Consider the following 20994-nt stretch of genomic DNA (forward strand, 5'->3'; position numbering starts at 1 on the left):
CGGTGGCCTGGTCGTCACCACGCACCGCGGGCTGGAGGCCCTCACCAGGGCGGGCGTCGACGCCGCGACGCTGAACCGCATCGCCGACGCCGCGATCGACGGCATCGCCCTCGACCCCTCGCGCGCGCGGGCCGCGCGCGGTGGTCAGGAACGGTCCGGGGCTCCGCCCGCGTAGCTCCAGGCCGGCTTCCCCCCGGCCGCGGTCGAGGTGACCTCCGGGCCGACGAGCAGGAACCGGGCCTCCCCCTCCGCCCTGGGGCGGTGCTCCACGCCGCGCGGGACGACCAGCAGGTCGCCCGGGCTCAGCACGACGTCGCCGTCGCGCAGCTGGACGGTGAGTTCGCCGGACAGGAGCAGGAACGTCTCGTCCTGGTCGTCGTGGCTGTGCCACTCCGTCGACCCCGTCCCCCTGGCCACCTTGAACAGGTCGCCGTTGGCCGAGGCCAGGACCCGCTGGGACCAGAACTCCGTCAACCCCGCGGCCTCCTCGGCCGGGGTGATCTTCTGCAGCACGCGCTGTTCGCCTCCGTCGGTCGTGTCGACCCCGTCGCGTCGACCCGTCGTGTCGACCTCGTCGTGTCGATCCGTCGCGCGGGGCCGGGAACGATGGTCCGCGGTGGGTGCTCGCCCGGGAAGTGGTAGGAATGCCACGTGTCGCAAGGATCGTGGCGATCGGAGGCACCCGGCGCGCACCGCGTCGCCATGATCGTCGACGCCGGCTCCAACCCCTTCGAGGTGGGGTGCGCCTGCGAGGTGTTCGGCGCGCCCGTGCGTCCGGGCATCGGCCGGGCCCTGTACGACTTCCGGGTGGTGGCCCCTCGCCGGGGCGTGCGGATGCGCGACGGCCTCTTCACGATCCAGGCGGCCGGGACGCTGACCGACCTCGAGCAGGCGCAGACGGTGATCGTGCCGAACCGGCCGCACCACGACGACCCGACGCGTCCGCGTGTCCTCGACGCGATCCGGCGCGCGCACCGGCGCGGCACCCGGCTGGTGGGGCTGTGCACCGGTGCCTTCACCCTGGCCGAGGCCGGCGTCCTGGACGGGCGCCGCGCGGCGGTGCACTGGGACCTCGCGGGCACCTTCGCCCAGCGCTACCCGGGGGTCCGGGTCGAGCCGGACGTCCTCTTCGTCGACGACGGGGACGTGCTCACCTCCGCCGGCAGCGCCGCGGCCCTGGACCTGGCGCTGCACGTGGTGCGCAGCGACCACGGCGCGGAGGTGGCCAACCAGGTCAGCCGGCACCTCGTCTTCGCCGCCTTCCGCGACGGCGGCCAGCGCCAGTTCGTGCCACGGCCGGTCCCCGCCCACGTGGACCGCTCGCTGGCGCCGGTGCTGGCCTGGGCGGGGGAGGCGCTCGACCGGCCCCTGACCGTGGCGGACCTGGCCGGGCGCGCGGGGACGAGCGTGAGCTCGCTGCACCGCCGCTTCCGCCAGGAGGTGGGCACGACCCCTCTGGCGTGGCTGACGGCTCAGCGCGTCGCGCTGGCGTGCCGGTTGCTCGAGCGCGACGACACCTCGATCGACGTGGTGGCGCGGCGGGCGGGACTGGGGTCGGCGGCCAACCTGCGCAGCGTGCTGAAGAGGCAGGTGGGGCTGAGCCCGTCGGACTACCGCAAGCGGTTCTCCGCGAGTTCGGGACCGGTGGGGTGACGGGACGCGCCCGGCGACCCGCACGTGCTCGGCTCCCGGGAGCGGCGCGGTGCTGCGGCGGTGGCCGGGACCGGGAGGGGCGTCGACGGGCGGCGGGTGCGTCGAGGTGCTTCGCTGGACGAAGCGCGATCACCAGCCGGCACCACCCACGACGACGTCGGAGGACCCATGGCCGCCTCTCGGGAGCACGGGCGCGCACCGGCGCGCGGGGACGCCGGCACCACCGCCGACGCGGGCGGCGGCCTGACCGGCGCCGTGGTGGTCGTCGCGCTGGTCTCGGCGGTCTCCGGCCTGCTGTACGGCTACGACACCGGCATCATCTCCGGCGCGCTGCTGCAGATCAGCGACGAGTTCGGCATCGGCAACGGCTGGGAGCAGGTCATCGCGGCCTCGATCCTCGCCGGCGCCGTGATCGGGGCGCTGGTGTGCAGCCGGCTCGGGGAGCGGCGCGGCCGCCGGGGCACGCTGCTCATCGTCGCGGTGGTGTTCGTCGTCGGCAGCACCGCCGCCGCGCTGGCGCCGGACCCGGTCACGCTCTCGCTGGCGCGCCTGGTGCTCGGCTTCGCCGTGGGCGGCGCGACGCAGACCGCCCCCGTGTACGTCGCCGAGCTGGCCCCGACGAGGTACCGCGGCCGGCTGGTGCTGTGCTTCCAGATCGCCATCGGCGTCGGCATCCTCACCGCCACCCTCGTCGGCGCCAGCGAGCTGGTGGACTGGCGCGTCGCGATCGGCGCGGCCGCCGTGCCCGCGGCGGTCATGCTCGTGCTCATGCTGCGCCTGCCGGAGAGCCCGCGCTGGCTCACCGGGGCCGGGCGCACCGACGACGCGCGCCGGTCCCTGGAGCGGGTGCGCCCGCGCGGTGCGGACGTCTCCGGCGAGCTGGAGGAGATCGGCGACCTGGTGCGCGCCGAGGGCGAGGCCAGCACGAGGGGCTGGCGGGGCCTGCGCGAGGCGTGGGTGCGCCCGGCGCTGGTCGTCGGGTGCGGGCTGGCGGTCTTCACCCAGCTCTCCGGCATCGAGATGATCGTCTACTACTCGCCGACGATCCTCACCGACAACGGCTTCTCCGACGGCGCGGCGCTGCGCGTCTCCGTCGCCCTGGGCGCCACCTACCTGCTCACCCAGCTCATCGGCCTGGCGATCATCGACCGCGTGGGCCGGCGCCGCCTGACGCTGCTGACCCTGCCGGGCGCCGCCCTGGCGCTCGTCGTGCTCGGCACGTTCTTCGTCACCGGCAACGACGGCCCCGAGCAGGTGCCCTACATCGTCGCCACGCTGGTGGCGTTCATGGCCTTCACCGCCGGCGGCATCCAGCTCATGGGCTGGCTGACCGGTTCGGAGATCTACCCGCTGGCCACCCGCGCGGCCGGCGCGGCCGCGCAGTCGGCCTCGCTGTGGGGCACCAACCTGCTCATCACCCTGACGCTGCTGAGCACCATCGACACCATCGGCACCGGGCAGACCTTCTGGCTGTACGCCGCCTTCAACGTCCTCGCCTTCGTCTTCCTCTTCCGCAAGATGCCCGAGCTGACCGGGCGCAGCCTGGAGCAGATCGAGTCCCGGCTCTCGCAGGGCCGCTTCCGCCCCGCCGACTTCGCCCACCCCGAGCGCGAGAGCGCCGCCGCCCGCTGACGGGCGCGCCAGGGCGGGGGGTCAGCGGCGCCGCTCCTCGCGCAGCGGGCGCACCGCCGCCGGCACCGCCTCGCCGACCACCTCGGGGAACTCGCACGTGAAGCTGCCCCGGTAGCCCACCAGCGGGCCGAAGCGCCGGTTGCCCACCCGCACGTCGATCGTGTACCTGCCCCGCGCGTCGTCGAACCCCTCGGTCAGCACGGCGGTGCCCGACAGCGCCATCGGGAAGCGGAACCCCACCGGTCCCTCGTAGAAGCGCTGCGCACCGGAGACGATGCGCAGGCTGCCGTCCGGCAGCACGGACGGGCGCAGGTCCACCGCCAGGTGCTGGTGGGTGCCCAGGTAGTCCAGGACGCGCCCGGGCCCGTCGGCCACCAGGGTCGCGTCGAAGCGGCGCCGCCTGCCCGGGGCGATCTCGAACGTGCGCACGACGGTGACGGTCTCGCGGCCCAGCGAGTCCACGTAGGCGTAGTTCTCCACGCTGAACGGCACGTCCGTGCCGGAGTCGGGCACCAGGATGTTGCGCCACGCCCCCAGGTGCAGGAACGGCAGCGTCCACGACGGCCCGTGCCAGACGCGGTCCATCACCCCGCGCCCGACGCAGGAGTACCCCGCGGCGGTGGAGACCCCGAAGCGCCGGCGCAGCATCGGGTGCAGGCGCTCGGCGTCCCGTCCCAGCGCGCCGAGCACCACGCTGCCGGCCGCGTCCGGCACCGCGGCGCTCACGCCGCCCGCCCGGCGGGGGCGGGCAAGGCGGCCAGCCGCTCCGGTGCCGTGGCCGAGGCCCGGTCGGGCGCCCGGCGCAGGCAGCGGCGCGCCGACGGGGTGCCGGGCGCCACCGGCACCGCCACCGCCGCGAGCGCCGCGGCCAGGGCCGCGGCGAGCAGCGCGGGCCGGGCGGTGCGCCGCCGGCCCAGCGCCACCGCGGCGGCCACCCCCAGGCAGGCCGAGCGGGCGGCCACGTCGAGCAGCGCCCGGTCGCGCGCGCGGGCCGGGTCCACGCCGTCCTCGGCCCACAGGCGCAGCCGGTCGAAGCTCCACGCGGTGGCCCACCCGACCGCCGGGCGCACCAGCAGCGGGTCCAGCAGCGCGCCCGCGCGCCCCCAGCCGGGGGCGTAGTCGTAGCCGGTGAGGAAGCGCACACCCTGCGCGGTGGGCACGTAGCGCCAGTACCCCGAGCCCTCCCCCAGCGGCGACAGCCGCCCGTGCGGGCGGAAGCGCAGCGCCGAGGTGCCGCGGCCGGCGGCGTCGCGCCGCTCCCCCACCGACACCCCGGTGCCGGTCACGGTCAGCAGCGCGGCGCGCGGGTGCGGCAGGGACAGGGAGTGGGTGAAGCGCTGGTGGCCGTCCGCGTCGCGCGCGGTGGGCTCGATCGCGGAGAAGCGCAGGTCCCAGCGCGGGTGCAGCCGCGGCGCCTGCGTCAGGTGCCACAACCGGTCCGCGTCGCAGCGCACCAGCGTCTCGACGTACAGCGGCCGCGCCACCCCGCCGACGCTAGCGGACCGGTGCACCCGCCCGGGTGGGGACGGTGCGGTGCACCCACCCGCCGCGGCGGTGGCGCGGCGGCCCGGTGGGACCCGCGCGCGACGGGGAGGCAGCGGGACGCCGTCGGCCCGCTGCCTCCCCGCCCCCGGCCGCCCTTCCCCGCGGCCGGGACCTCCCCGTCCCGGCGCTCAGGCCGGGGCGGCGAGGGGTCCGGTGCTGCGCGCGTGCAGCTCGCGCAGGTCCAGCACGCGGCCGGCGGCGTCCTCGGCGGCGTCGGTGTCGCCGCGCTCCTCGGCGGCGCGCTGCTCGGCCAGGGCGAGCTCGACCTGGGCGGTGAGCTCGGCGGTGAAGGTGTCCACGGTGCCTCCTCGGGGGGTGGGGCGCGGGCTGGAGCGGAGCTGGAGCAGGAACTCGTGCGGGTGGGGGTGGTGCGGTCAGCGCCCGGCGGGCTCGACGTCGAACAGCGGGGCCAGCCCGGTGCGGTGCAGGACCTCCACGGCGCCGCGCGACGGGCCGCGCAGCACCACCCGCCCGCCGCGCGCCCGGCAGCGGCGCTTGGCCCGCAGGAGCAGCGCCACGACCGCCGAGGACAGGTGGTCGACGCCGGAGACGTCGACCACGAGGGTGGAGCAGCCGCCGTCGAGCGCCTCGCCCAGCTCGCGGCGCAGGGCGCCGACCCCCCGCCCGGGCGCCTGCGCCGCGTCGTCGTCGAGGACGAGGACGGTGGTGCCGTCCTCGGGGCGGTCCCCGGCGCCCGCGCCGGTGGCCCCGGCCCGGTCGAGCACGCGCAGCGCGGCCACGTCCACCCTCCCCGTCGGTCCCGCGCCGGGTGCGGCGCGGGGCGTTGGCCGCCCCGGCCCTCCGGCGGCGGGGCGTGGCGCCAGCCTGCCGGGCGCGTGTTGCGGTTCGCCGCTCGTCCCCTTTGCGATCGTGTGACGATCACCGCTGCGCCGTCCCGGGCGGTCCCGGCCGCGCGCGCCGCGCTGGCACCATGCCGGGGTGCCCCCGCGCGTGCTCGTGCTCGACGACGACGACGGGATCAGGACGTCGCTGACGCTGGCGCTGGAGGACGAGGGCTACCTCGTCACCGGCTGCGCGGGCGCGGAGGAGGCCCTGGCCGCCGTCGCCGGCGGCCCGCAGCCCGACGTGCTCGTCGTCGACCTCATGCTCGGCGGCATCGACGGGTTCACCTTCATCCGGCGGGTGCGCCCGCTGTGCGACGCCCCCGTCATCGTGCTCTCCGCCCGGCACGGCAAGAGCGACATCGTCGCGGCCCTGGAGGCCGGGGCCGACGACTACGTGACCAAGCCGTTCGACCTGCCGGAGCTGTTCGCGCGGCTGCGCGCGCTGCGCCGGCGCGCGGAGTCCACCGCGCCCGCCGAGGACGCGGTGGTGCTGGACTCGGTGGACGGCCCGCTCGTGCTCGACGCCGCCGCCGGCACCGTGCGCCGCGGCGAGCGCGAGCTGCACCTGACCGTCACGGAGTTCCGGCTGCTGCGCGAGCTGGCCGGGGCGCCCGGGCGGGTGCTGAGCCGGCAGGTGCTGCTCGAGCGCGTGTGGGAGCGCGGCTTCTTCGGCGACGAGCGCATCGTCGACGTGCACGTGCGCCGGCTGCGCACCAAGGTCGAGTCCGACCCGTCCGTGCCGCGGCTGGTGACGACCGTGCGCGGCCTGGGCTACCGGCTGGACCGGCGCTGAGCGCGCGCCCGGCGGTCGCCGCGCTGCGCCGGTGGCGGCCGCGGGGGCTGCGCGCCGGGGTGACGCTGTCCTTCACGCTGGGCGCCACCGGCCTGGCGACGCTGGCGGCGCTCGGCACGCACGCCGTCACGCGCCAGTACCTGCTGGACCAGCGCGAGGAGACCGCCGTGCGCCAGGCCTTCGTCGACGCCTCCTCGGTGCGCGACGGGTTGCGCACCGCCGGGCTGCCGGTGGGCGACGTGCTGGCCGCCGTCTCCCCGCCCGGCGGCTCGGACCTGCTCGTGCGCCGCGGCGGCAACTGGTACTCCAGCTCCCTGGACACCGGCGCCGACGACGTGCCCGCCGGCCTGCGCGGGCAGGTGGCCGCCGGCGGGGTGGCGGTGACGTGGGCGCGGGTGGACGGCCGGCCCGTGCTCGCGGTGGGGGTGCCGCTGCCGGCGGTGGGGGCGGAGTTCTACGAGGTCACCGTCACCGAGGAGCTCGAGCGCACCCTGGCCGCCGTGCGCACCGCGCTGGCCGCGTTCGCGCTGTCCACCGCCGCGGGCGGGGCGGTGCTGGGGGTGTGGGCCTCCGGCCGGGCGGTGGCGCCGCTGCACGCGGTGGCCCGCACCGCCGCGCGCATCGCCGGCGGGGAGCTGGGCACCCGCCTGCCGGTCACCGACGACCCGGACCTGGCCACGATCGTCGGCTCGTTCAACAGCATGGTCGACGCCCTGGAGGAGCAGATCCAGCGCGAGGTGCGCTTCAGCGCCGACGTCAGCCACGAGCTGCGCTCGCCGCTGACCACCCTGGTCACCAGCGTCGGGCTGCTGCAGCGCCGCCGCGAGGAGCTGCCCGAGCGCTCGCAGCGGGCCCTGGACCTCGTCGGCCGCGAGCTGGACCGCTTCGCGCGCACCCTCGACGACCTGCTGGAGCTGGGCCGCCTGGAGTCCGGCCCCGCCGCGCGCGAGCGCACCCTCGTGGACGTCGCCACCCTGGCCCGGCAGGTCCTCGACGCCAGCGGCCGCCCCGCGGTGCCGGTGCGCGCCGGCGGCGGCTCGGACGGGCGCGGTGCGAGCACGGCGGTGCGCGTGGACGCCCGGCAGGTGGGCCGCGCGCTGGTGAACCTCTTCGACAACGCCGACCGGCACGGCGAGGGGTTGCTCGCGGTGGAGGTGCGCCGCACCGGTGACCGGGTGCTGGTGCTCGTCGACGACGCCGGGCCCGGCGTGCCGATCGCGGACCGCCAGCGGGTGTTCGAGCGGTTCGCGCGCGCCGGCTCGCGCGGCTCGCTGCCCGGCGCCGGGCTGGGGCTGAGCCTGGTGGCCGAGAGCGTGCGCGCGCACGGCGGCACGGTGCGCTGCACGGCCTCCCCCGCGGGCGGGGCGCGCTTCGTCGTCGAGCTGCCCGCGGCGGACGCCGCCGACGGCGCGAACGGCGGTGGGCCCGGCGGCGGGCCCGGTGGCGGGCCCGGCGGCACCGGGCACCGGGAGCGCGCGTGAGCGGCGGCGCCCGGGACGGGCGCGCGGGCGCACCGGGGGCGGTGCTGCCGGCGGTACTCGCGGCCGTGCTCGCGGCGGTGCTGCTCGCGGTGGGCGGGTGCGGGACCCCGGCGCACGAGCGGGTGCGCACCATCCCGCCGTCGGAGGTGCCCTACGGGCTGCTGCAGCCGCCGTCGCCGGCGCCCGGCGACGGCACCCGCACGACGGGCACCGCCACCGGGGCGCGGGTGTTCTTCCTGGACACCGAGCAGCTGCTCGTGCCGGTGGCCCTGGGGGCGCCGGCCGGCGCGGCGGACACCCTGCTGCCCGCCACGCCCACCGACCCCGCCACGCCCGCCGACCCCGCCACGCCCGCCACGCCGGGCGGGCCGGAGAGCGTCGAGGACGAGCGCCTGGGGGCGCTGCTGCGCCGGCTGTCGGCGGGGCCCGGCGAGCGCGAGCGCGCCCAGGGCCTGGACAGCGCCCTGGGCACCGAGGCGGTGCTGCGCGTCGCCGGCGTCGTGGACGGCACCGCGCGGGTGGAGGTGAGCGGGCTCGGGGAGAACCTCGCCCCGGACCGGCTGCCGCTGGCGGTGGGGCAGGTGGTGCTGACCGCCACCACCGCCCCCGGCGTGGAGGCGGTGCAGCTGCTGCGCGACGGGGAGGTGCTGGAGGTGCCGCTGCCGGGCGGGGAGCGCACGGCGGCGCCGGTCACCGCCGCGGACTACGCGCCGCTGCTGGCTCCGTGAGCGCGCCGGGCACCGCGCGGGCGGGTCAGCGCAGGTGGCCCTCGGAGACGTCGCGCAGGTGGCCCTTCGAGGCGTCGCGCAGGTGACCGGCGTCCACGACGGGCTTCGCGGCGGCCTTCGCGGGGGTCGTCGCGGGGGTCTTGGCGGGGGTCTTGGCGACCACCTTCACGACGGGCTTCGCGGCCGGGGCGGCCGAGGCGGCGGGCGCCAGGGCGGCGGTACCGGCGAGCACGGAGCCGGCGAGGGCGAGGGCGGCGAGGGCGCGGGGCACGGACACGGTGACTCTCCTCCTGACGTGATCGGGACGGAGCGTCACCGACACCTCAGCCTTCGGTGCGCCCGGGAGCACGCTTGAGGGGGCGACCGCCGAACGGGTGACTACCCACCGTCACCGGCTGCGGGTCGGGTCGCGGTGCACCCCCCGGCGTGCCACGCTCGTGGGCACCTCGACGTGGAGGACGGTGAGGGCGACGTGGACGCTCGGGCGCAGGTGGAGCGGGACCTCCTGCAGGTCCTGCACGAGGGACGACCGGTGGGGCCCGTGCGCGGCACGCGCGCGGCCGACCTGGACGGCCGGCGGGTGCTAGCCTGGTGGAGCGGGTTCCGCGACGAGGTGCTCGCCCGGCGCGGCGAGTTCGACGGCGCCGCGGGGTTCGTGGTGGAGACGGTCCTGCAGACCGTGCTGGCCGCCGACGCCGAGGTGGGGGGGCTGCCGCCGGACCCCACGCCGTGCGAGGTGTTCACCGCGGTGGCGCGCGGGGCCTCGCGCACGGAGGGCCCGCTGCAGCCGCTCAACGCGTGGTTCAGCGAGCTGGCCGAGGCCTGCCCCGAGCACCTGGGCACCCACGAGCTCGCGCTGGCCGCCGAGCACGTCGCCCACGCCGGCGCGGACGGCGGCCCGCCGGTGCTGCAGGCGATGGCCCCGGCGGCGCGGGCCCTGGCCGGTGCCGAGGCGGCCGGCGTGCCGGCGATCACCGCCCTGACGGCCGCCTACCGCGCGGCCGCCGACGGCGCGCGCAGCACCGCCCGCGACGGCGTGGTGGACCCGGTGGCGCTGACGGTGGCCTGGTTCTTCGAGCGCGGCACGGTCGTCTGAGGCCGGCCGCCCCGCCGGTCGCGCCCGGCGGCGGTGCCCGGGAGGCCGCTCAGCGGCCGGTGGGCAGCGCCCGCCCGAGCACGGTGCGCAGCATCGCGCCGCGCGGGGAAGTGGCCATCAGGCGCAGGTCGTCGGCGGGACCGGTGGCGCCGTCGAGGAAGCCCAGCGCGCGCTGGACCGGGTTGCGCTCGAACATCCTCGTGAAGAACTCCGCGCCCTCCACGCGCCCGCCGGCCAGCGCCTCCAGCAGCAGCGAGTCCATGAGCAGGTGGCGGCGCCGGTGCGGCGGGGGCAGCACCAGCGCCGCGCCCGCCCGCGCCCGCTCGGCCAGCACGTCCGCCTGGCGCTGCAGGGCGCTGAACGCGTAGCCCGTCGAGGGGCGCACCGAGCCCGCCGCCGCGCCCCAGCGCAGCACCCCGGGCACGCCCGAGGGCGGGAAGCGCGCGTCCGTCATGGGGATGACGCCGTGCTCGGTGCCCAGCACCTCCACCTCGCCGGTGCCGCTGCGGTGCAGGTACGCGCGCAGCAGCTCCTCGTAGCGCTCGGCGCCCAGCACCTCGCCGGAGAACTCCGTGTACTCCACCAGCGCCTCGTGCGCGGAGGTCGGCAGCACGTACCCGAACGCGACCCCGCCGGCCGGCTGCGGCAGGCGGAAGTCCATGAGCGTGACGGTGGAGGCGTCGAACACCGGGCGCGCCGCGCGCACCCGCCAGCCCAGGAAGTGCTGCAGCAGCAGGGTGCGGCCCGTGCGCGGCACCGGCACGGGCCGGGTGTCCACCACCGTCCAGCCGGGCGCGCGCAGGTCCGCGGCGTCCTCGACGACGGCCTCCTCCACCGCGACACCGGCGCCGGCCAGGCGCTCGCGCACCGCCGCGTCCAGGTCGCCCGAGCGCAGCATCCGGTACCGCCAGCCGCCCAGGTGCGCCACCACGTCCGCGCCGCGCCGCGGCACCACGCGCACGCGCGGCCAGGACGCGGCGACCAGGTGCCCGAAGGGGCCGGGGCCGTCCGCGCCCCACGTGCACCAGGTGCGCGGCTGCGTGCGCCGGCCCGAGGCGCCGGGCGCCTCCACCACCCGCAGCGGCACGCCCGAGCCGGCCAGCCGCCACGCCAGGCTCGCGCCCGCCGCGCCCAGGCCGACCACGACGACGCCGTTGACCGGTGGTGCGCTCACCGCCCTAGGGTCGCAGCGCCCGTCCCCGCCCGCCCCAGGAGGCACCCGTGAAGCTCGTCACCGGTTTCCGCGACTTCGTCCTGCGGGGCAACGTCATCGACCTCGCGGTGGCCGTCGTCATCGGTGCGGCGTTCACCGGGGTGGTCACCTCGCTCGTCGACAACCTCGTCAACCCGCTCATCGCCGCGGTCGGCGGCGCGCCGGACCTGGACGGGCTGTGGCCCGTGACGCTGCGCGAGGTCGACGGCCAGCCCGTGCAGGTCCAGCTCGGCTCGATCCTCGGCGACGTCCTGAACCTCGTCCTCGTCGCCGCCGTCGTGTACTTCCTCATCGTCACGCCGGTCAACCGGCTGCTGGCGCTGCGCAAGGAGCAGCAGGCCCCCGCACCGGCCGCCCCCAGCGAGGACGTGCGCCTGCTCACGGAGATCCGCGACCTGCTCGCGCAGCAGCGCGACGCCGGTGCGGCGGGCGGCCCGGCGGGTCCGGGGGCCTAGCGCCCGGAGGGGCTCTCCGGGCCCTCGTCGCCGGCGACGGCCTGCTCGGCGTCGCGCGCGTCGATGAGCACCCCCTCCAGCGGGTTGCCCGCGCCGGTGCCGTCGGCGGCGTCCTCGGTGACGCCCAGCGGGTCGTCGGCGCTGCGCGGCGGGGACGGCTGCGGACCGGGGTTCGGCGTGCTCGCGTCCAGCTGCTCGTCGGTCGGCTCGTTCGGCGTGCTCACGCCCCCACCCTGACCGCCCGCCCGCACCCCCGCCACCCGAGCCCCGCCGCGCGGGGCTCACCCGCCGCGGGCCCCGCGCAGCTCCAGCACGCGCACGCCGCGCAGGCGGTTCAGGGCGGCGGCCACCTCGTGCGGGCGCGGCACCGCCACGTCGGCGCTCGCCCCGCCGGTCCAGCGCTGCACCGGGCCCTCCAGGTCCGCGGCCAGCAGCTCCAGCGCCTCGGCCAGCGTGCGGCGCCCGTCCAGCAGCCCGGCGGCGGCCAGGTGGTCCAGCGCGTACCCGGCGCCGGCGACCTGCGAGGCGTCGGTGAACTGCCGCACCGCCCGCACGTCCACCTCGTGCTCGCCCAGCAGCAGCGCGTCGGTGCCGCGCGCGCCCACCCGGCGCCGCCCGCGCGCGGTGGCGTCCAGCGAGCGCGGGTCGACCACGCGGTGGCGCACCGGCGGGAACCCGCCGGCCTCCACCGCCCGCCCCGAGGGCGTGGCCGCGACCTGCCGGGCGCGCTCGGTGACGTCCTCGCAGCGGAAGTCGCGCATGAGCAGCACCCGGTCGGCGACGTCGAGGAAGTCGCCGGAGGCGCCCACCACGAGCACCGTGGAGACCCCGTGCGCGGCGCGCAGGGGGCGCACCAGGTCCACGAACGGGTTCAGCGGCTCGGCGGCCTTGGCCACCAGCGCCTGCATGCGCGCGTCGCGCACCATGAGGTTCGTCGCGGCGGTGTCCTCGTCCACCAGCAGCAGCCGGCTGCCCGCCTCGACCGCCTCGACGACCGCCGCGGCCTGCGAGGTGGAGCCGGAGGCGTCGGCGGTGCTGAAGTCGTGCGGGTCCAGCCCGCCGGGCAGGCCGGTGACGAACGCGCCGACGTCCACGCGCGCGACCGCGCGGCCGTCCTCGGCGCGCACGGCCGCGGCGTCGGCGACGGTGACGACCAGCTCGCGCCCGTCGCCGGGCACGTGGTCGTGCACGCCCTCGCGCAGCGCCGCCAGCAGGGTGGACTTGCCGTGGAAGCCGCCGCCGACGACGACGGTGACCCCCTCGGGCACGCCCGCGCCCGTGACGCGGCCGCGGTGCGGCAGGTCCACCGCCACCCGCAGCGACGGCGGGGCGGTGAACGGCACCGCGTCCAGCGCCGGGCGCGGGTCCACGCCGCTGCGCCGCGGCAGCACCGAGCCGTCGGCCACGAACGCCACCAGCCCCAGCTCCGGCAGGCGCGCGCGCAGCACGGAGGCGTCCTCCACCGCGTCGACGAAGGCACGCACCTCCCGCGCGTCCAGCGCCGCGGCCAGCAGCGCCGAGCGCACCAGCTGCGGCAGCAGCCCGGTCAGCTCGCGCGCGGCGGTGCGCCCGTCGACGCGCCGGCGCGGGCCGGGCAGGTGGTGGCTCAGGCGCAGCACGAGCGAGCCGTCGGCGCCCACCTCGCAGGAGCTGCGCTGCAGCACCTCCTGCCCGCCGGCGTCGACGCGGAAGACCTGCCCGGCCGCCGCGCGGGCCCGGCGGGCCAGGTACCCGGCCAGCGCGCGCCGGCGCGCCGGCACGTGCAGGTCCAGCCCGGTGAAGCCGGCCGCGGCCGCCTCCACGCGCACCTCGCCGCGGGTGGGCGGGGCGAAGGGGTCGGCCTGGGCGCGCACCAGCTCGAACGTCGCGCCGGGCAGCAGCGGCCAGCGCCGGCCGGTCAGGGAGCGGTAGCGCGCGTAGGGGGCGTCGTGCAGGCGGTGCAGCGCCGCGGCGAGGTCGCCGCCCCCCTCGTCGCGGGCCTCGGGCACGGGTCGGGGCACCCGACGACCCTACGAGCGCAGCGCGTCACGGGTGCGCGCCAGGGATGCCCCGAAAGGGGGACAGGACGGGTGTAACACCGCGACGCGGGGGAGCGATGTGGTGGCTGAGTCCGGGGGGACTCGAGTCCGGGGGGACTCGCACCGGGTCCGGGGGGAACCAGGTGGTGCGAGCTGGGCTCGCAGGGGGGAACGCGGTGTCGCGTCCGGTGGCCGGGGGGCCGGCCACCGGGCGCCGCACCAGCTCTCCTGCTCACCGCGCGCAGCGCGGACGACGAGGGCCGGGTCCGGGGGGACCCGGCCCTCTCGTCGTCCCCGGGGCCCCGCGCCGCTCGGCCCGGCCCTCAGCCGGGCAGCTGCCCGTAGGCGCGGCCCACCGGCAGGCGCACCACCCGGCGGCGGTCGCGCACCATCGCCGCGCGGTAGTCGTCCCAGTCCGGGTGCTCCCCGGCCAGCGCCCGGTACAGGTCCACCAGCTCCTCGACGGTGGCGTCGTCCTCGCGCTCGGCCACGGGGGTCAGCTCGGCGTCGCCCTCCACGACCGTCCAGGACCAGAAGTCCGGGGACGTCACGTGCAGCGAGGCGCGCGGGTCGCGCTCGAGGTTGCGCGACTTCGCGCGGTCGGCGGTGATCGACACGCGCACCAGGCGCCGGGCCGGGTCGTAGTGGTGGGTGACGTTGGACAGCTGCGGGCGCCCGTCGCGCTTGAGGGTCACCAGGACGCTCTCGCGCCGCGAGGCGACGAGCTCCAGCAGCGCCCGCTCGCGGTCCGTGACGTCCTCGCCGCCGGCGCTCGCCGTGCTCGGGGTGCTCGGGGTGCTCGCCGTGCTCGGGGTGCTCACGGGGACGACGCTAGGCGGCGCGCGCGCCGGGCACCAGCGCTCAGCGCCCGCGCAGCACGTCCTCCAGCGTGCGCGGCGGGTGGCCGGTCAGGCGCTGCACGACGTCGGTGACGACGTCCAGCTCCCCGGCGGCGACGGCGGCGTAGCTGCTCACCCAGCCGTCCACCTCCCAGCGCGGCGCCCCGAGGCCGGCGCGCGAGGCGTACGCCTCCTCCAGCGTCTCCTCCACGTAGCGGGTCGGCTCGCCGGTGACGCGCTCGATCGCGGCGGCCACCTCCGCCAGGGTCAGGGCCTCGGGCCCGGTGACGTCGTGGGTGCGCCCGGACTGCGACTCGTCCAGCAGCGCGGCCACCGCCACCTCCGCGGCGTCCGCCACCGCCACCGCCCCCACCCGTCCGCGCCCGGCCGGGCCGCGGATCGCGCCGCCGGCGGCGAAGGCGGGCAGCACGTCCAGGTAGAGGGAGTTGCGCAGCACCGTCGCCTCCAGGCCGGACGCGGCCAGCAGCGCCTCGGTGGCGGCGTGGTCGCGCCCGAAGGTGAACGTGCAGCCCGGCGCCGCGCCGACGAAGGACGTGTAGACCACCCGGCGCACGCCGGCCGCCGCGGCGGCCTCCACCGCGGTGCGGTGCTGCGCCACGCGGTCGGCGGCCTCCGAGGCCGACACCAGCAGCAGCACGTCCACGCCGTCCAGGGCGCGCCGCAGCGCCCCGCCGTCGTCGTAGGACGCCACCCGCACGTCGGCGCCGGGCAGGTCGGGGGCGCGGGTGCGCTCGCGCACCACCAGCCGCTGCGGCTGCCCGCCCGCCGCCAGGGCGCGCGCCGCGCGCCCGCCCAGCCGTCCCGTCGCGCCGGTCACCCCGATGAGGCCCACGCACCCAGCGTGGCCGCCGCGCGGCGCGCGGGCACCCCGGGGACGACGGAGGCCCCGGTCGAGATCGACCGGGGCCTCCACCCTGTGCGCGAGGGGGGAGTTGAACCCCCACGCCCTTTCGGGCACACGGACCTGAACCGTGCGCGTCTGCCTATTCCGCCACTCGCGCAGACAGGAAGACCTTAGCAGGTCCACGAGGCCTCCACGGACGCCCCCGCTCCTCGCGGGGGCGGGCGGGACCCGCGCGGCTACGATGCGGGAACGGATCAGCGTGCCGAGGCGGGAGGGGGCAGCGACGTGGGAGTGCTCGACCGGTTCGAGCGCGGCGTCGAGCGCGCCGTCAACGGCGTCTTCGCGCGCGCCTTCCGCAGCGAGGTGCAGCCCGTGGAGGTCGCCAGCGCCCTGCGCCGCGAGCTCGACGACCGCGCCGCCGTCCTCGGGCGCGGCCGCACCCTGGTGCCCAACAGCTTCATCGTCGAGCTCGGCCGCTCCGACCACGACAAGATCGCCTCCTGGCAGGACACGCTCTCCGACGAGCTCGTCGCGGCCGTCACCCAGCACGCCGAGAAGCAGCGCTACTCCTTCGTCGGGCCGGTGCGGGTGGACTTCCACGAGGCCGACGACCTCGAGACCGGCGTCTTCCGCGTGCTCAGCTCCACCGTGAAGGGGCGGGTGGCGCCGGCCACCGGCCGCGCCTCCACGGCGGGGCGGCCGAAGCTGGAGGTCGACGGGCGCGGCTACGTCCTCACCGAGGCCGTCACCGTGCTGGGCCGCGGCTCGGACGCCGACGTCGTCGTCGACGACCCCGGGGTCTCGCGCCGGCACGCCGAGGTGCGCGTGAGCGCCTCCGGCGCGCGCCTGGTCGACCTCGGTTCCACCAACGGCACCTTCGTCGACGGCGAGCGGGTCTCCTCCACCGACCTCTTCGACGGCGCCACCATCACGCTCGGTCGCACGCGCGCGGTCTACCGCGCCGCCCGCCGCGACGAGGGCTGGACCTGAGGAGCCCGTGAGCGAGCTCACCCTGACCGTGCTGCGCCTCGGCCTCCTGGCCGTGCTGTGGCTGTTCGTGCTCGCCGTGGTCGGCGTGCTGCGCAGCGACCTGCTGGGCACCCGCGTGACCGCGCGGCGCACCGAGCCGGGGCGCCCGCGCGCGCGCCGGGCCGAGCCGGCGCCCGAGGCGCCGCGCCGCGAGCGCGCCACCCTCGTCGTCGTGGAGGGCTCGCTGCGCGGCACCACGCTGGCGCTGGGGCAGGCGCCGGTGCTCATCGGCCGCGGCGCCGACTGCACCCTCGTCCTCGACGACGAGTACGCCTCCACCAGGCACGTGCGCATCACCCCCGCCCAGGACGGCACCGGCTGGGTGGTCGAGGACCTGCAGTCCACCAACGGCACCCACCTGGGCCGCGAGCGCCTGACCACCCCGGTCCCGTTCGAACCCGGCACCCCGCTGCGCATCGGGCGCACCGTGCTCGAACTGCGGAGGTGAGGCGGACGTGGCCATCGCCCTGCGCTACGCCGCCCGCTCCGACGTCGGGCTGGTGCGCTCCACCAACCAGGACTCCGGCTACGCCGGCCCGCACCTGCTCGTCGTCGCCGACGGCATGGGCGGGCACGCCGGCGGCGACGTCGCCTCCTCCCTCGCGGTGGGCGAGCTGTCCGTCCTGGACGGGGAGTCCCACGGCAGCGACGACGCCGCCGAGCACCTGCACCGGGCGCTGGAGGCGGCCAACGAGCAGCTGCGCCGGCGGGTGGCCGACGAGCCGGAGCTGGCGGGGATGGGCACCACCGTCACCGCCGTGCTGCGCGCCGGCTCGCGCCTGGTCCTCGCCCACATCGGCGACTCGCGCGGCTACCTGCTGCGCGACGGCCGGCTCACGCAGCTGACGCGCGACCACAGCTACGTGCAGTCGCTGCTGGACGAGGGGCGCATCAGCCTCGAGGAGGCCGAGCGGCACCCGCAGCGCTCGGTGATCATGCGGGTGCTCACCGGCCGCGACGACGACACCGCCGACGTCTCGGTGCGCGAGGCGCGCCCGGGCGACCGCTACCTGCTGTGCTCGGACGGCCTGTCCGGCGTGGTCAGCCAGGAGACGCTGCAGGAGACCCTGGCGGCCGGCGAGCCGCCGGAGGCCACCTGCGAGCGCCTCGTGGAGCTGGCCCTGCGCGGCGGCGGGCCGGACAACGTCTCGTGCGTGGTCGCCGACGTCGTGGAGCTGGGCGGCGGGGTGCCGCCGTCGACGACGCCGCAGGTGGTGGGCGCGGCCGCCTTCCACCGCCCCCGCCGCTCCAGCGCGCGCGGCACCCCCGCGGCGCGCGCCGGTGAGCTGCGCGCGCGCCGCGAGGACCCCGACGACGACCAGGAGGACGACGATCGCGGCGGGGCGCGCCCCGCGCGCGGCACCGGGCACCGCTGGCGCTGGGTGGCCGGGCCGCTCGTGCTCGCGCTGCTGCTGGCCGGCGGGGCGTGGGCGGGCTGGCGCTGGAGCCAGCAGCAGTACTTCCTCGGCGTCGACCGCGCGCGCGTGGCGCTCTTCCGCGGGCTGACGCAGGACATCGGGCCGCTGAGCACCTCGCGGGTGGTGGAGCGCACCGCGATCGCGGTGGCGGACCTGCCGCGCAGCTACGCCTCGCGGCTGACCGAGGGCATCAGCGCGCCGGGGCCGGCCGCGGCGCGGCGCACGATCGCCGAGCTGGAGGGCATCGCCGCCGAGTGCCGGGCCGCCGCCCGCCAGGGCGCGGGCACGCCCACCGAGCAGCCCACCGAGCAGCCCACCGCCGGTCCCACCGAGCAGCCCACCGCCGGGCCGGGCGGGCAGCCCACCGCCGGGCCGGGCGGGCAGCCGAGCGCCGGGCCGGGCGGCACCGCCGTGGCGGTCGCGGCCGCGGCCACCAGCGCCCCGGCCACCACGGCACCGGACGCGCCGGCCACCACGACACCGGGCGCGCCGGGCACCGGCGCTCCCGCCGAGGACTGCGGAGGGGTGGGCTGATGGCCACCGTCCTGCCCGTGTACCCCACCACGCGGCGCAACGTGGAGCTGGCGCTCGTGCTGGGCGCCGTGCTCATCGCGTGCGGCGCCTGGGCGGTGGTGGGGCTGACGGCCGAGGGCGCGCTGCCCGCGGGGCTGGCCCCGTACGGCGGCGGCCTGGGCGCCCTGGCGGTCGTGCTGCACCTGCTGCTGCGCTGGCGCGCCCCGCACGCGGACCCGCTGCTGCTGCCGGTGGCCACGCTGCTCAACGGCCTGGGCCTGGTGATGATCCACCGCCTGGACCTGGCCGAGGGCACCGGTGCCGCCTCGCGGCAGTTCGTGTGGTCGGCGCTGGGCGTGGCCGCGGCCGGGGCGGTGGTGGTGCTGGTGCGCGACCACCGGGTGCTGCGCCGCTACACCTTCACCGCGATGGTGGCCGGGCTGGTGCTGCTGCTGCTGCCGCTGGTGCCCGGGCTGGGGCGCACGATCAACGGCGCGCGCATCTGGGTGGGCGTGGGCGACCTGTCCTTCCAGCCCGGCGAGCTGGCCAAGATCGCGCTGGCGGTGTTCTTCGCCGGCTACCTCGTCGTGCACCGCGACGCGCTGTCCCTGACGGGCACGAAGGTGCTCCTGCTGCGCCTGCCGCGCGCCCGCGACCTCGGGCCGATCCTGCTGGCCTGGCTCGTCAGCGTCGGCGTGCTGGTCCTGCAGCGCGACCTGGGCACCTCGCTGCTCTTCTTCGGGCTGTTCGTGGCGGTGCTGTACGTCTCCACCGAGCGGGTCAGCTGGATCGTGCTGGGCCTGGCGCTCTTCGCCGCCGGCGCGCTCTTCGCGGCCACGACGATGTCGCACGTGCGCAGCCGCGTGGACGCGTGGCTGCACCCCTTCGAGGCGGGCAACGCCGACGGCGGCGCCTACCAGCTGGTGCAGGGCCTGTACGGCATGGCCAACGGCGGGCTGATCGGCACCGGCCTGGACCGCGGCCGGCCCGACATCGTGCCCTACGCCAACTCCGACTTCGTCTACGCCGCCTTCGGCGAGGAGCTGGGCCTGGTGGGGCTGTTCGCCCTGCTGCTGCTGTACGTCGTGCTCGTCGAGCGGGGCATGCGCACCGCGATCGGGGTGCGCGACGGCTTCGGCAAGCTGCTCGCCGCGGGCCTGGCGTTCTCGGTGGCGCTGCAGGTCTTCGTCGTCGTCGGCGGCGTCACCCGCGTCATCCCGCTGACGGGGCTGACCACGCCGTTCCTGGCCGCCGGCGGTTCCTCGCTGGTGTCCAACTGGATCGTCGTGGCGCTGCTGCTGCGCGTGTCCGACCTGGCCCGCCGCCCCGCCCCGGAGGTGCGCGACGGCCCCGAGCCGGGCGACACCGCCGCGACGCAGGTGGTGAGGCTGCCGTGAACCGACCGCTGCGCCGGCTCTCCGCCGTCATCGCCTTCCTCTTCTTCACGCTCTTCGCCTCCACGACGTGGATCCAGTTCCTGCGCGCCGGCGAGCTCAACGCCATGCCCGGCAACAGCCGCCAGCTGTACGCCGAGCTCGGCCGCGAGCGCGGCCCGATCCTCGTCGGCGCGGGGCAGACCGTGGCCTCCAGCGTGGAGGTGCAGGACCCGGACGACCCGTACCGCTACCTGCGCCAGTACGCCGCCGGGGAGCTGTACGCGCCGGTCACCGGCCACTACTCCATCCGCTACGGCACCTCCGGCGTCGAGCGCGCCCTGAACGACGTGCTCTCCGGCACCGCCGACGAGCTGTTCTACCGGCGCCTGTCGGACCTGATCACCGGCAGGGACCCGCGGGGCGGGTCGGTGACGCTGACGCTGCGCCCGGAGGTGCAGCAGGCGGCGTGGGACGCCCTCGACGGGCGCAAGGGCGCCGTCGTCGCGCTCGACCCCTCCACCGGCGACGTGCTGGCGATGGTCTCCAGCCCCAGCTACGACCCCTCGGTGCTGGCCACGCACGACGGCGCGGCCGCCGAGCAGGCGTGGCAGGCGCTGCTGGGCGACGAGGACGACCCGATGGTCAACCGCGCCACCGGCGCGCTGTACCCGCCGGGCTCCACCTTCAAGCTGGTCACCGCCGCGGCGGCGCTGGAGAGCGGCGACTACGACGCCGATACGCTCGTGGCCGGCCCGCGCGAGCTGGACCTGCCGCAGACGTCCAACACCCTGGGCAACGACGAGGGCACCGCCTGCGGCCCGGACGACCGGGTGAGCCTGCGCGACGCGCTGCGGATCTCCTGCAACACCGCCTTCGGCGACCTGGGCCTGCGCCTGGGCGCGGAGGCGCTGGACGAGCAGGCGCGCGCCTTCGGCTTCGAGCAGCCGCTGTCCACGCCGCTGCCGGTGACGCAGAGCCGCTTCCCCGAGGACGCCGCCGGCCCGCTGCTGGCGTACGCCGGCATCGGGCAGGGCGACGTGACGGCCACCCCTCTGCAGGTGGCGATGCTCTCAGCGGGCATCGCCAACGACGGCGTCGTGATGCGCCCGAACCTGGTGGCCGACGTGCGCGACGCGGCCTTCGACGTCGTGGAGGACCCCGCGCCGCAGGAGCTGGGCCGGGCCGTCAGCGAGGAGACCGCCGCGACGCTGCGGGAGATGATGCGCGCGGTCGTGGAGTCCGGCACGGGCACGCGCGCGCGCATCGAGGGCGTCACCGTCGGGGGCAAGACCGGCACCGCCCAGCGCGGCGGCGGGCGGGCGCCCTACGCCTGGTTCACCTCCTGGGCGGACGACGGCCAGGGGCGCAACCAGCGCGTGGCGGTGGCGGTCGTGATCGAGGACGGCGGGTCGGTGGACAGCGCCTACGGCGGCCGGCTCTCGGCACCGGTGGCGCAACGGGTCATGCAGGCGGCCCTCGATGGCTGAGCGTCGCG

The 20994-nt window shown here is 77.7% G+C and carries 23 protein-coding genes and 1 tRNA gene; 12 read left to right on the top strand and 12 right to left on the bottom strand.

Going from position 1 to position 20994, the window contains the following annotated elements:
- Window positions 1-144 precede the first annotated feature (144 nt).
- Entirely contained in the window at window positions 145-513 is a 369-nt protein-coding gene (locus tag ACRYMN_RS16315) for a cupin domain-containing protein (protein WP_432497282.1), read from the bottom strand.
- Between the two features lie 189 nt (window positions 514-702).
- On the opposite strand from ACRYMN_RS16315, the gene ACRYMN_RS16320 reads away from it, so the two are divergent.
- A complete protein-coding gene (locus ACRYMN_RS16320) occupies window positions 703-1653 on the top strand; it encodes a GlxA family transcriptional regulator (RefSeq protein WP_432497285.1) in 951 nt (316 codons plus the stop codon).
- A 255-nt stretch (window positions 1654-1908) separates the two neighbouring features.
- The gene (locus ACRYMN_RS16325; protein ID WP_432497359.1) at window positions 1909-3285 is read left to right on the top strand and encodes a sugar porter family MFS transporter; all 1377 of its coding nucleotides are present in this window, start codon (window positions 1909-1911) and stop codon (window positions 3283-3285) included.
- Window positions 3286-3306: 21 nt separating this feature from the next.
- On the opposite strand, the gene ACRYMN_RS16330 is transcribed toward ACRYMN_RS16325, so the two are convergent.
- The 4 genes from ACRYMN_RS16330 to ACRYMN_RS16345 all read right to left on the bottom strand — a co-directional run bounded on the left by ACRYMN_RS16330 (window position 3307) and on the right by ACRYMN_RS16345 (window position 5570).
- The gene (locus ACRYMN_RS16330) at window positions 3307-4011 is read right to left on the bottom strand and encodes a DUF4166 domain-containing protein (protein ID WP_432497287.1); all 705 of its coding nucleotides are present in this window, start codon (window positions 4009-4011) and stop codon (window positions 3307-3309) included.
- Entirely contained in the window at window positions 4008-4769 is a 762-nt protein-coding gene (locus ACRYMN_RS16335; RefSeq protein ID WP_432497290.1) for a hypothetical protein, read from the bottom strand. Before ACRYMN_RS16335 ends, ACRYMN_RS16330 begins: the two co-directional genes overlap by 4 nt.
- Before the next feature lie 189 nt (window positions 4770-4958).
- The gene (locus tag ACRYMN_RS16340) at window positions 4959-5129 is read right to left on the bottom strand and encodes a hypothetical protein (protein WP_432497293.1); all 171 of its coding nucleotides are present in this window, start codon (window positions 5127-5129) and stop codon (window positions 4959-4961) included.
- 75 nt (window positions 5130-5204) lie between these two features.
- Window positions 5205-5570, bottom strand: coding sequence for an STAS domain-containing protein (locus tag ACRYMN_RS16345; protein WP_432497295.1), 366 nt, complete (start codon window positions 5568-5570; stop codon window positions 5205-5207).
- A 199-nt stretch (window positions 5571-5769) separates the two neighbouring features.
- On the opposite strand from ACRYMN_RS16345, the gene ACRYMN_RS16350 reads away from it, so the two are divergent.
- From ACRYMN_RS16350 to ACRYMN_RS16360, 3 genes are read left to right on the top strand one after another with little or no spacing between them, the layout of a single operon-like run.
- Window positions 5770-6468 (top strand): winged helix-turn-helix domain-containing protein, encoded by a 699-nt coding sequence (locus tag ACRYMN_RS16350; RefSeq protein ID WP_432497298.1) that lies wholly within the window; start codon window positions 5770-5772, stop codon window positions 6466-6468.
- A gap of 59 nt (window positions 6469-6527) precedes the next feature.
- On the top strand, window positions 6528-7949 hold the full coding sequence (locus tag ACRYMN_RS16355) for a HAMP domain-containing sensor histidine kinase (protein WP_432497300.1): 1422 nt from the start codon (window positions 6528-6530) through the stop codon (window positions 7947-7949).
- The gene (locus ACRYMN_RS16360) at window positions 7946-8677 is read left to right on the top strand and encodes a GerMN domain-containing protein (protein ID WP_432497303.1); all 732 of its coding nucleotides are present in this window, start codon (window positions 7946-7948) and stop codon (window positions 8675-8677) included. The genes ACRYMN_RS16355 and ACRYMN_RS16360 overlap by 4 nt, the downstream gene beginning before the upstream one ends.
- Before the next feature lie 25 nt (window positions 8678-8702).
- On the opposite strand, the gene ACRYMN_RS16365 is transcribed toward ACRYMN_RS16360, so the two are convergent.
- Window positions 8703-8954 carry a hypothetical protein gene (locus ACRYMN_RS16365; protein ID WP_432497305.1) on the bottom strand — a complete coding sequence of 84 codons (252 nt, stop codon included), beginning with the start codon at window positions 8952-8954 and terminating at the stop codon, window positions 8703-8705.
- Window positions 8955-9149: 195 nt separating this feature from the next.
- On the opposite strand from ACRYMN_RS16365, the gene ACRYMN_RS16370 reads away from it, so the two are divergent.
- Window positions 9150-9773 carry a hypothetical protein gene (locus tag ACRYMN_RS16370; RefSeq protein ID WP_432497307.1) on the top strand — a complete coding sequence of 208 codons (624 nt, stop codon included), beginning with the start codon at window positions 9150-9152 and terminating at the stop codon, window positions 9771-9773.
- A 49-nt stretch (window positions 9774-9822) separates the two neighbouring features.
- Here ACRYMN_RS16370 and ACRYMN_RS16375 read toward each other — a convergent pair whose 3' ends face one another.
- Window positions 9823-10947, bottom strand: a complete 1125-nt coding sequence (locus ACRYMN_RS16375; protein ID WP_432497310.1) for a lycopene cyclase family protein — start codon at window positions 10945-10947, stop codon at window positions 9823-9825.
- A gap of 47 nt (window positions 10948-10994) precedes the next feature.
- On the opposite strand from ACRYMN_RS16375, the gene mscL reads away from it, so the two are divergent.
- Window positions 10995-11441 carry a large conductance mechanosensitive channel protein MscL gene (gene mscL / locus ACRYMN_RS16380; RefSeq protein ID WP_432497313.1) on the top strand — a complete coding sequence of 149 codons (447 nt, stop codon included), beginning with the start codon at window positions 10995-10997 and terminating at the stop codon, window positions 11439-11441.
- Here the strand turns inward: mscL and ACRYMN_RS16385 are convergent.
- The 5 genes from ACRYMN_RS16385 to ACRYMN_RS16405 form a co-directional block, all read right to left on the bottom strand.
- Complete coding sequence (locus tag ACRYMN_RS16385) at window positions 11438-11665, bottom strand: hypothetical protein (RefSeq protein ID WP_432497316.1); 228 nt, start codon at window positions 11663-11665, stop codon at window positions 11438-11440. The genes mscL and ACRYMN_RS16385 overlap by 4 nt on opposite strands.
- A gap of 57 nt (window positions 11666-11722) precedes the next feature.
- Complete coding sequence (locus ACRYMN_RS16390) at window positions 11723-13441, bottom strand: P-loop domain-containing protein (protein WP_432497318.1); 1719 nt, start codon at window positions 13439-13441, stop codon at window positions 11723-11725.
- A 341-nt stretch (window positions 13442-13782) separates the two neighbouring features.
- Window positions 13783-14193 carry a PPOX class F420-dependent oxidoreductase gene (locus tag ACRYMN_RS16395; RefSeq protein ID WP_432497361.1) on the bottom strand — a complete coding sequence of 137 codons (411 nt, stop codon included), beginning with the start codon at window positions 14191-14193 and terminating at the stop codon, window positions 13783-13785.
- 127 nt (window positions 14194-14320) lie between these two features.
- Entirely contained in the window at window positions 14321-15151 is an 831-nt protein-coding gene (locus ACRYMN_RS16400) for an NmrA family NAD(P)-binding protein (protein ID WP_432497321.1), read from the bottom strand.
- A gap of 85 nt (window positions 15152-15236) precedes the next feature.
- Window positions 15237-15320, bottom strand: a tRNA-Leu gene (locus ACRYMN_RS16405).
- A 128-nt stretch (window positions 15321-15448) separates the two neighbouring features.
- Between ACRYMN_RS16405 and ACRYMN_RS16410 the strand changes: the two genes are divergently transcribed.
- From ACRYMN_RS16410 to ACRYMN_RS16430, 5 genes are read left to right on the top strand one after another with little or no spacing between them, the layout of a single operon-like run.
- Entirely contained in the window at window positions 15449-16153 is a 705-nt protein-coding gene (locus tag ACRYMN_RS16410; protein ID WP_432497323.1) for an FHA domain-containing protein, read from the top strand.
- A 7-nt stretch (window positions 16154-16160) separates the two neighbouring features.
- Complete coding sequence (locus ACRYMN_RS16415) at window positions 16161-16640, top strand: FHA domain-containing protein FhaB/FipA (RefSeq protein ID WP_432497326.1); 480 nt, start codon at window positions 16161-16163, stop codon at window positions 16638-16640.
- Window positions 16641-16647: 7 nt separating this feature from the next.
- Window positions 16648-18144 carry a Stp1/IreP family PP2C-type Ser/Thr phosphatase gene (locus ACRYMN_RS16420; RefSeq protein WP_432497328.1) on the top strand — a complete coding sequence of 499 codons (1497 nt, stop codon included), beginning with the start codon at window positions 16648-16650 and terminating at the stop codon, window positions 18142-18144.
- Window positions 18144-19520, top strand: a complete 1377-nt coding sequence (locus tag ACRYMN_RS16425; protein WP_432497330.1) for an FtsW/RodA/SpoVE family cell cycle protein — start codon at window positions 18144-18146, stop codon at window positions 19518-19520. Before ACRYMN_RS16420 ends, ACRYMN_RS16425 begins: the two co-directional genes overlap by 1 nt.
- Window positions 19517-20986: a peptidoglycan D,D-transpeptidase FtsI family protein gene (locus tag ACRYMN_RS16430; protein ID WP_432497332.1), complete on the top strand. Its 1470-nt coding sequence runs from the start codon at window positions 19517-19519 to the stop codon at window positions 20984-20986. The genes ACRYMN_RS16425 and ACRYMN_RS16430 overlap by 4 nt, the downstream gene beginning before the upstream one ends.
- Window positions 20987-20994 lie beyond the last annotated feature (8 nt).

Origin of the sequence: Kineococcus gypseus (assembly GCF_050871305.1) — a bacterium.
Classification (GTDB): Bacteria; Actinomycetota; Actinomycetes; order Actinomycetales; family Kineococcaceae; genus Kineococcus; species Kineococcus gypseus.

What these genes read in the sequence shown, in the direction of transcription:
- ACRYMN_RS16320 (WP_432497285.1), top strand. Translation starts at nt 703, where the DNA reads ATGATCGTCGACGCCGGCTCCAACCCCTTCGAGGTGGGGTGCGCCTGC.
- ACRYMN_RS16425 (WP_432497330.1), top strand. Translation starts at nt 18,144, where the DNA reads ATGGCCACCGTCCTGCCCGTGTACCCCACCACGCGGCGCAACGTGGAG.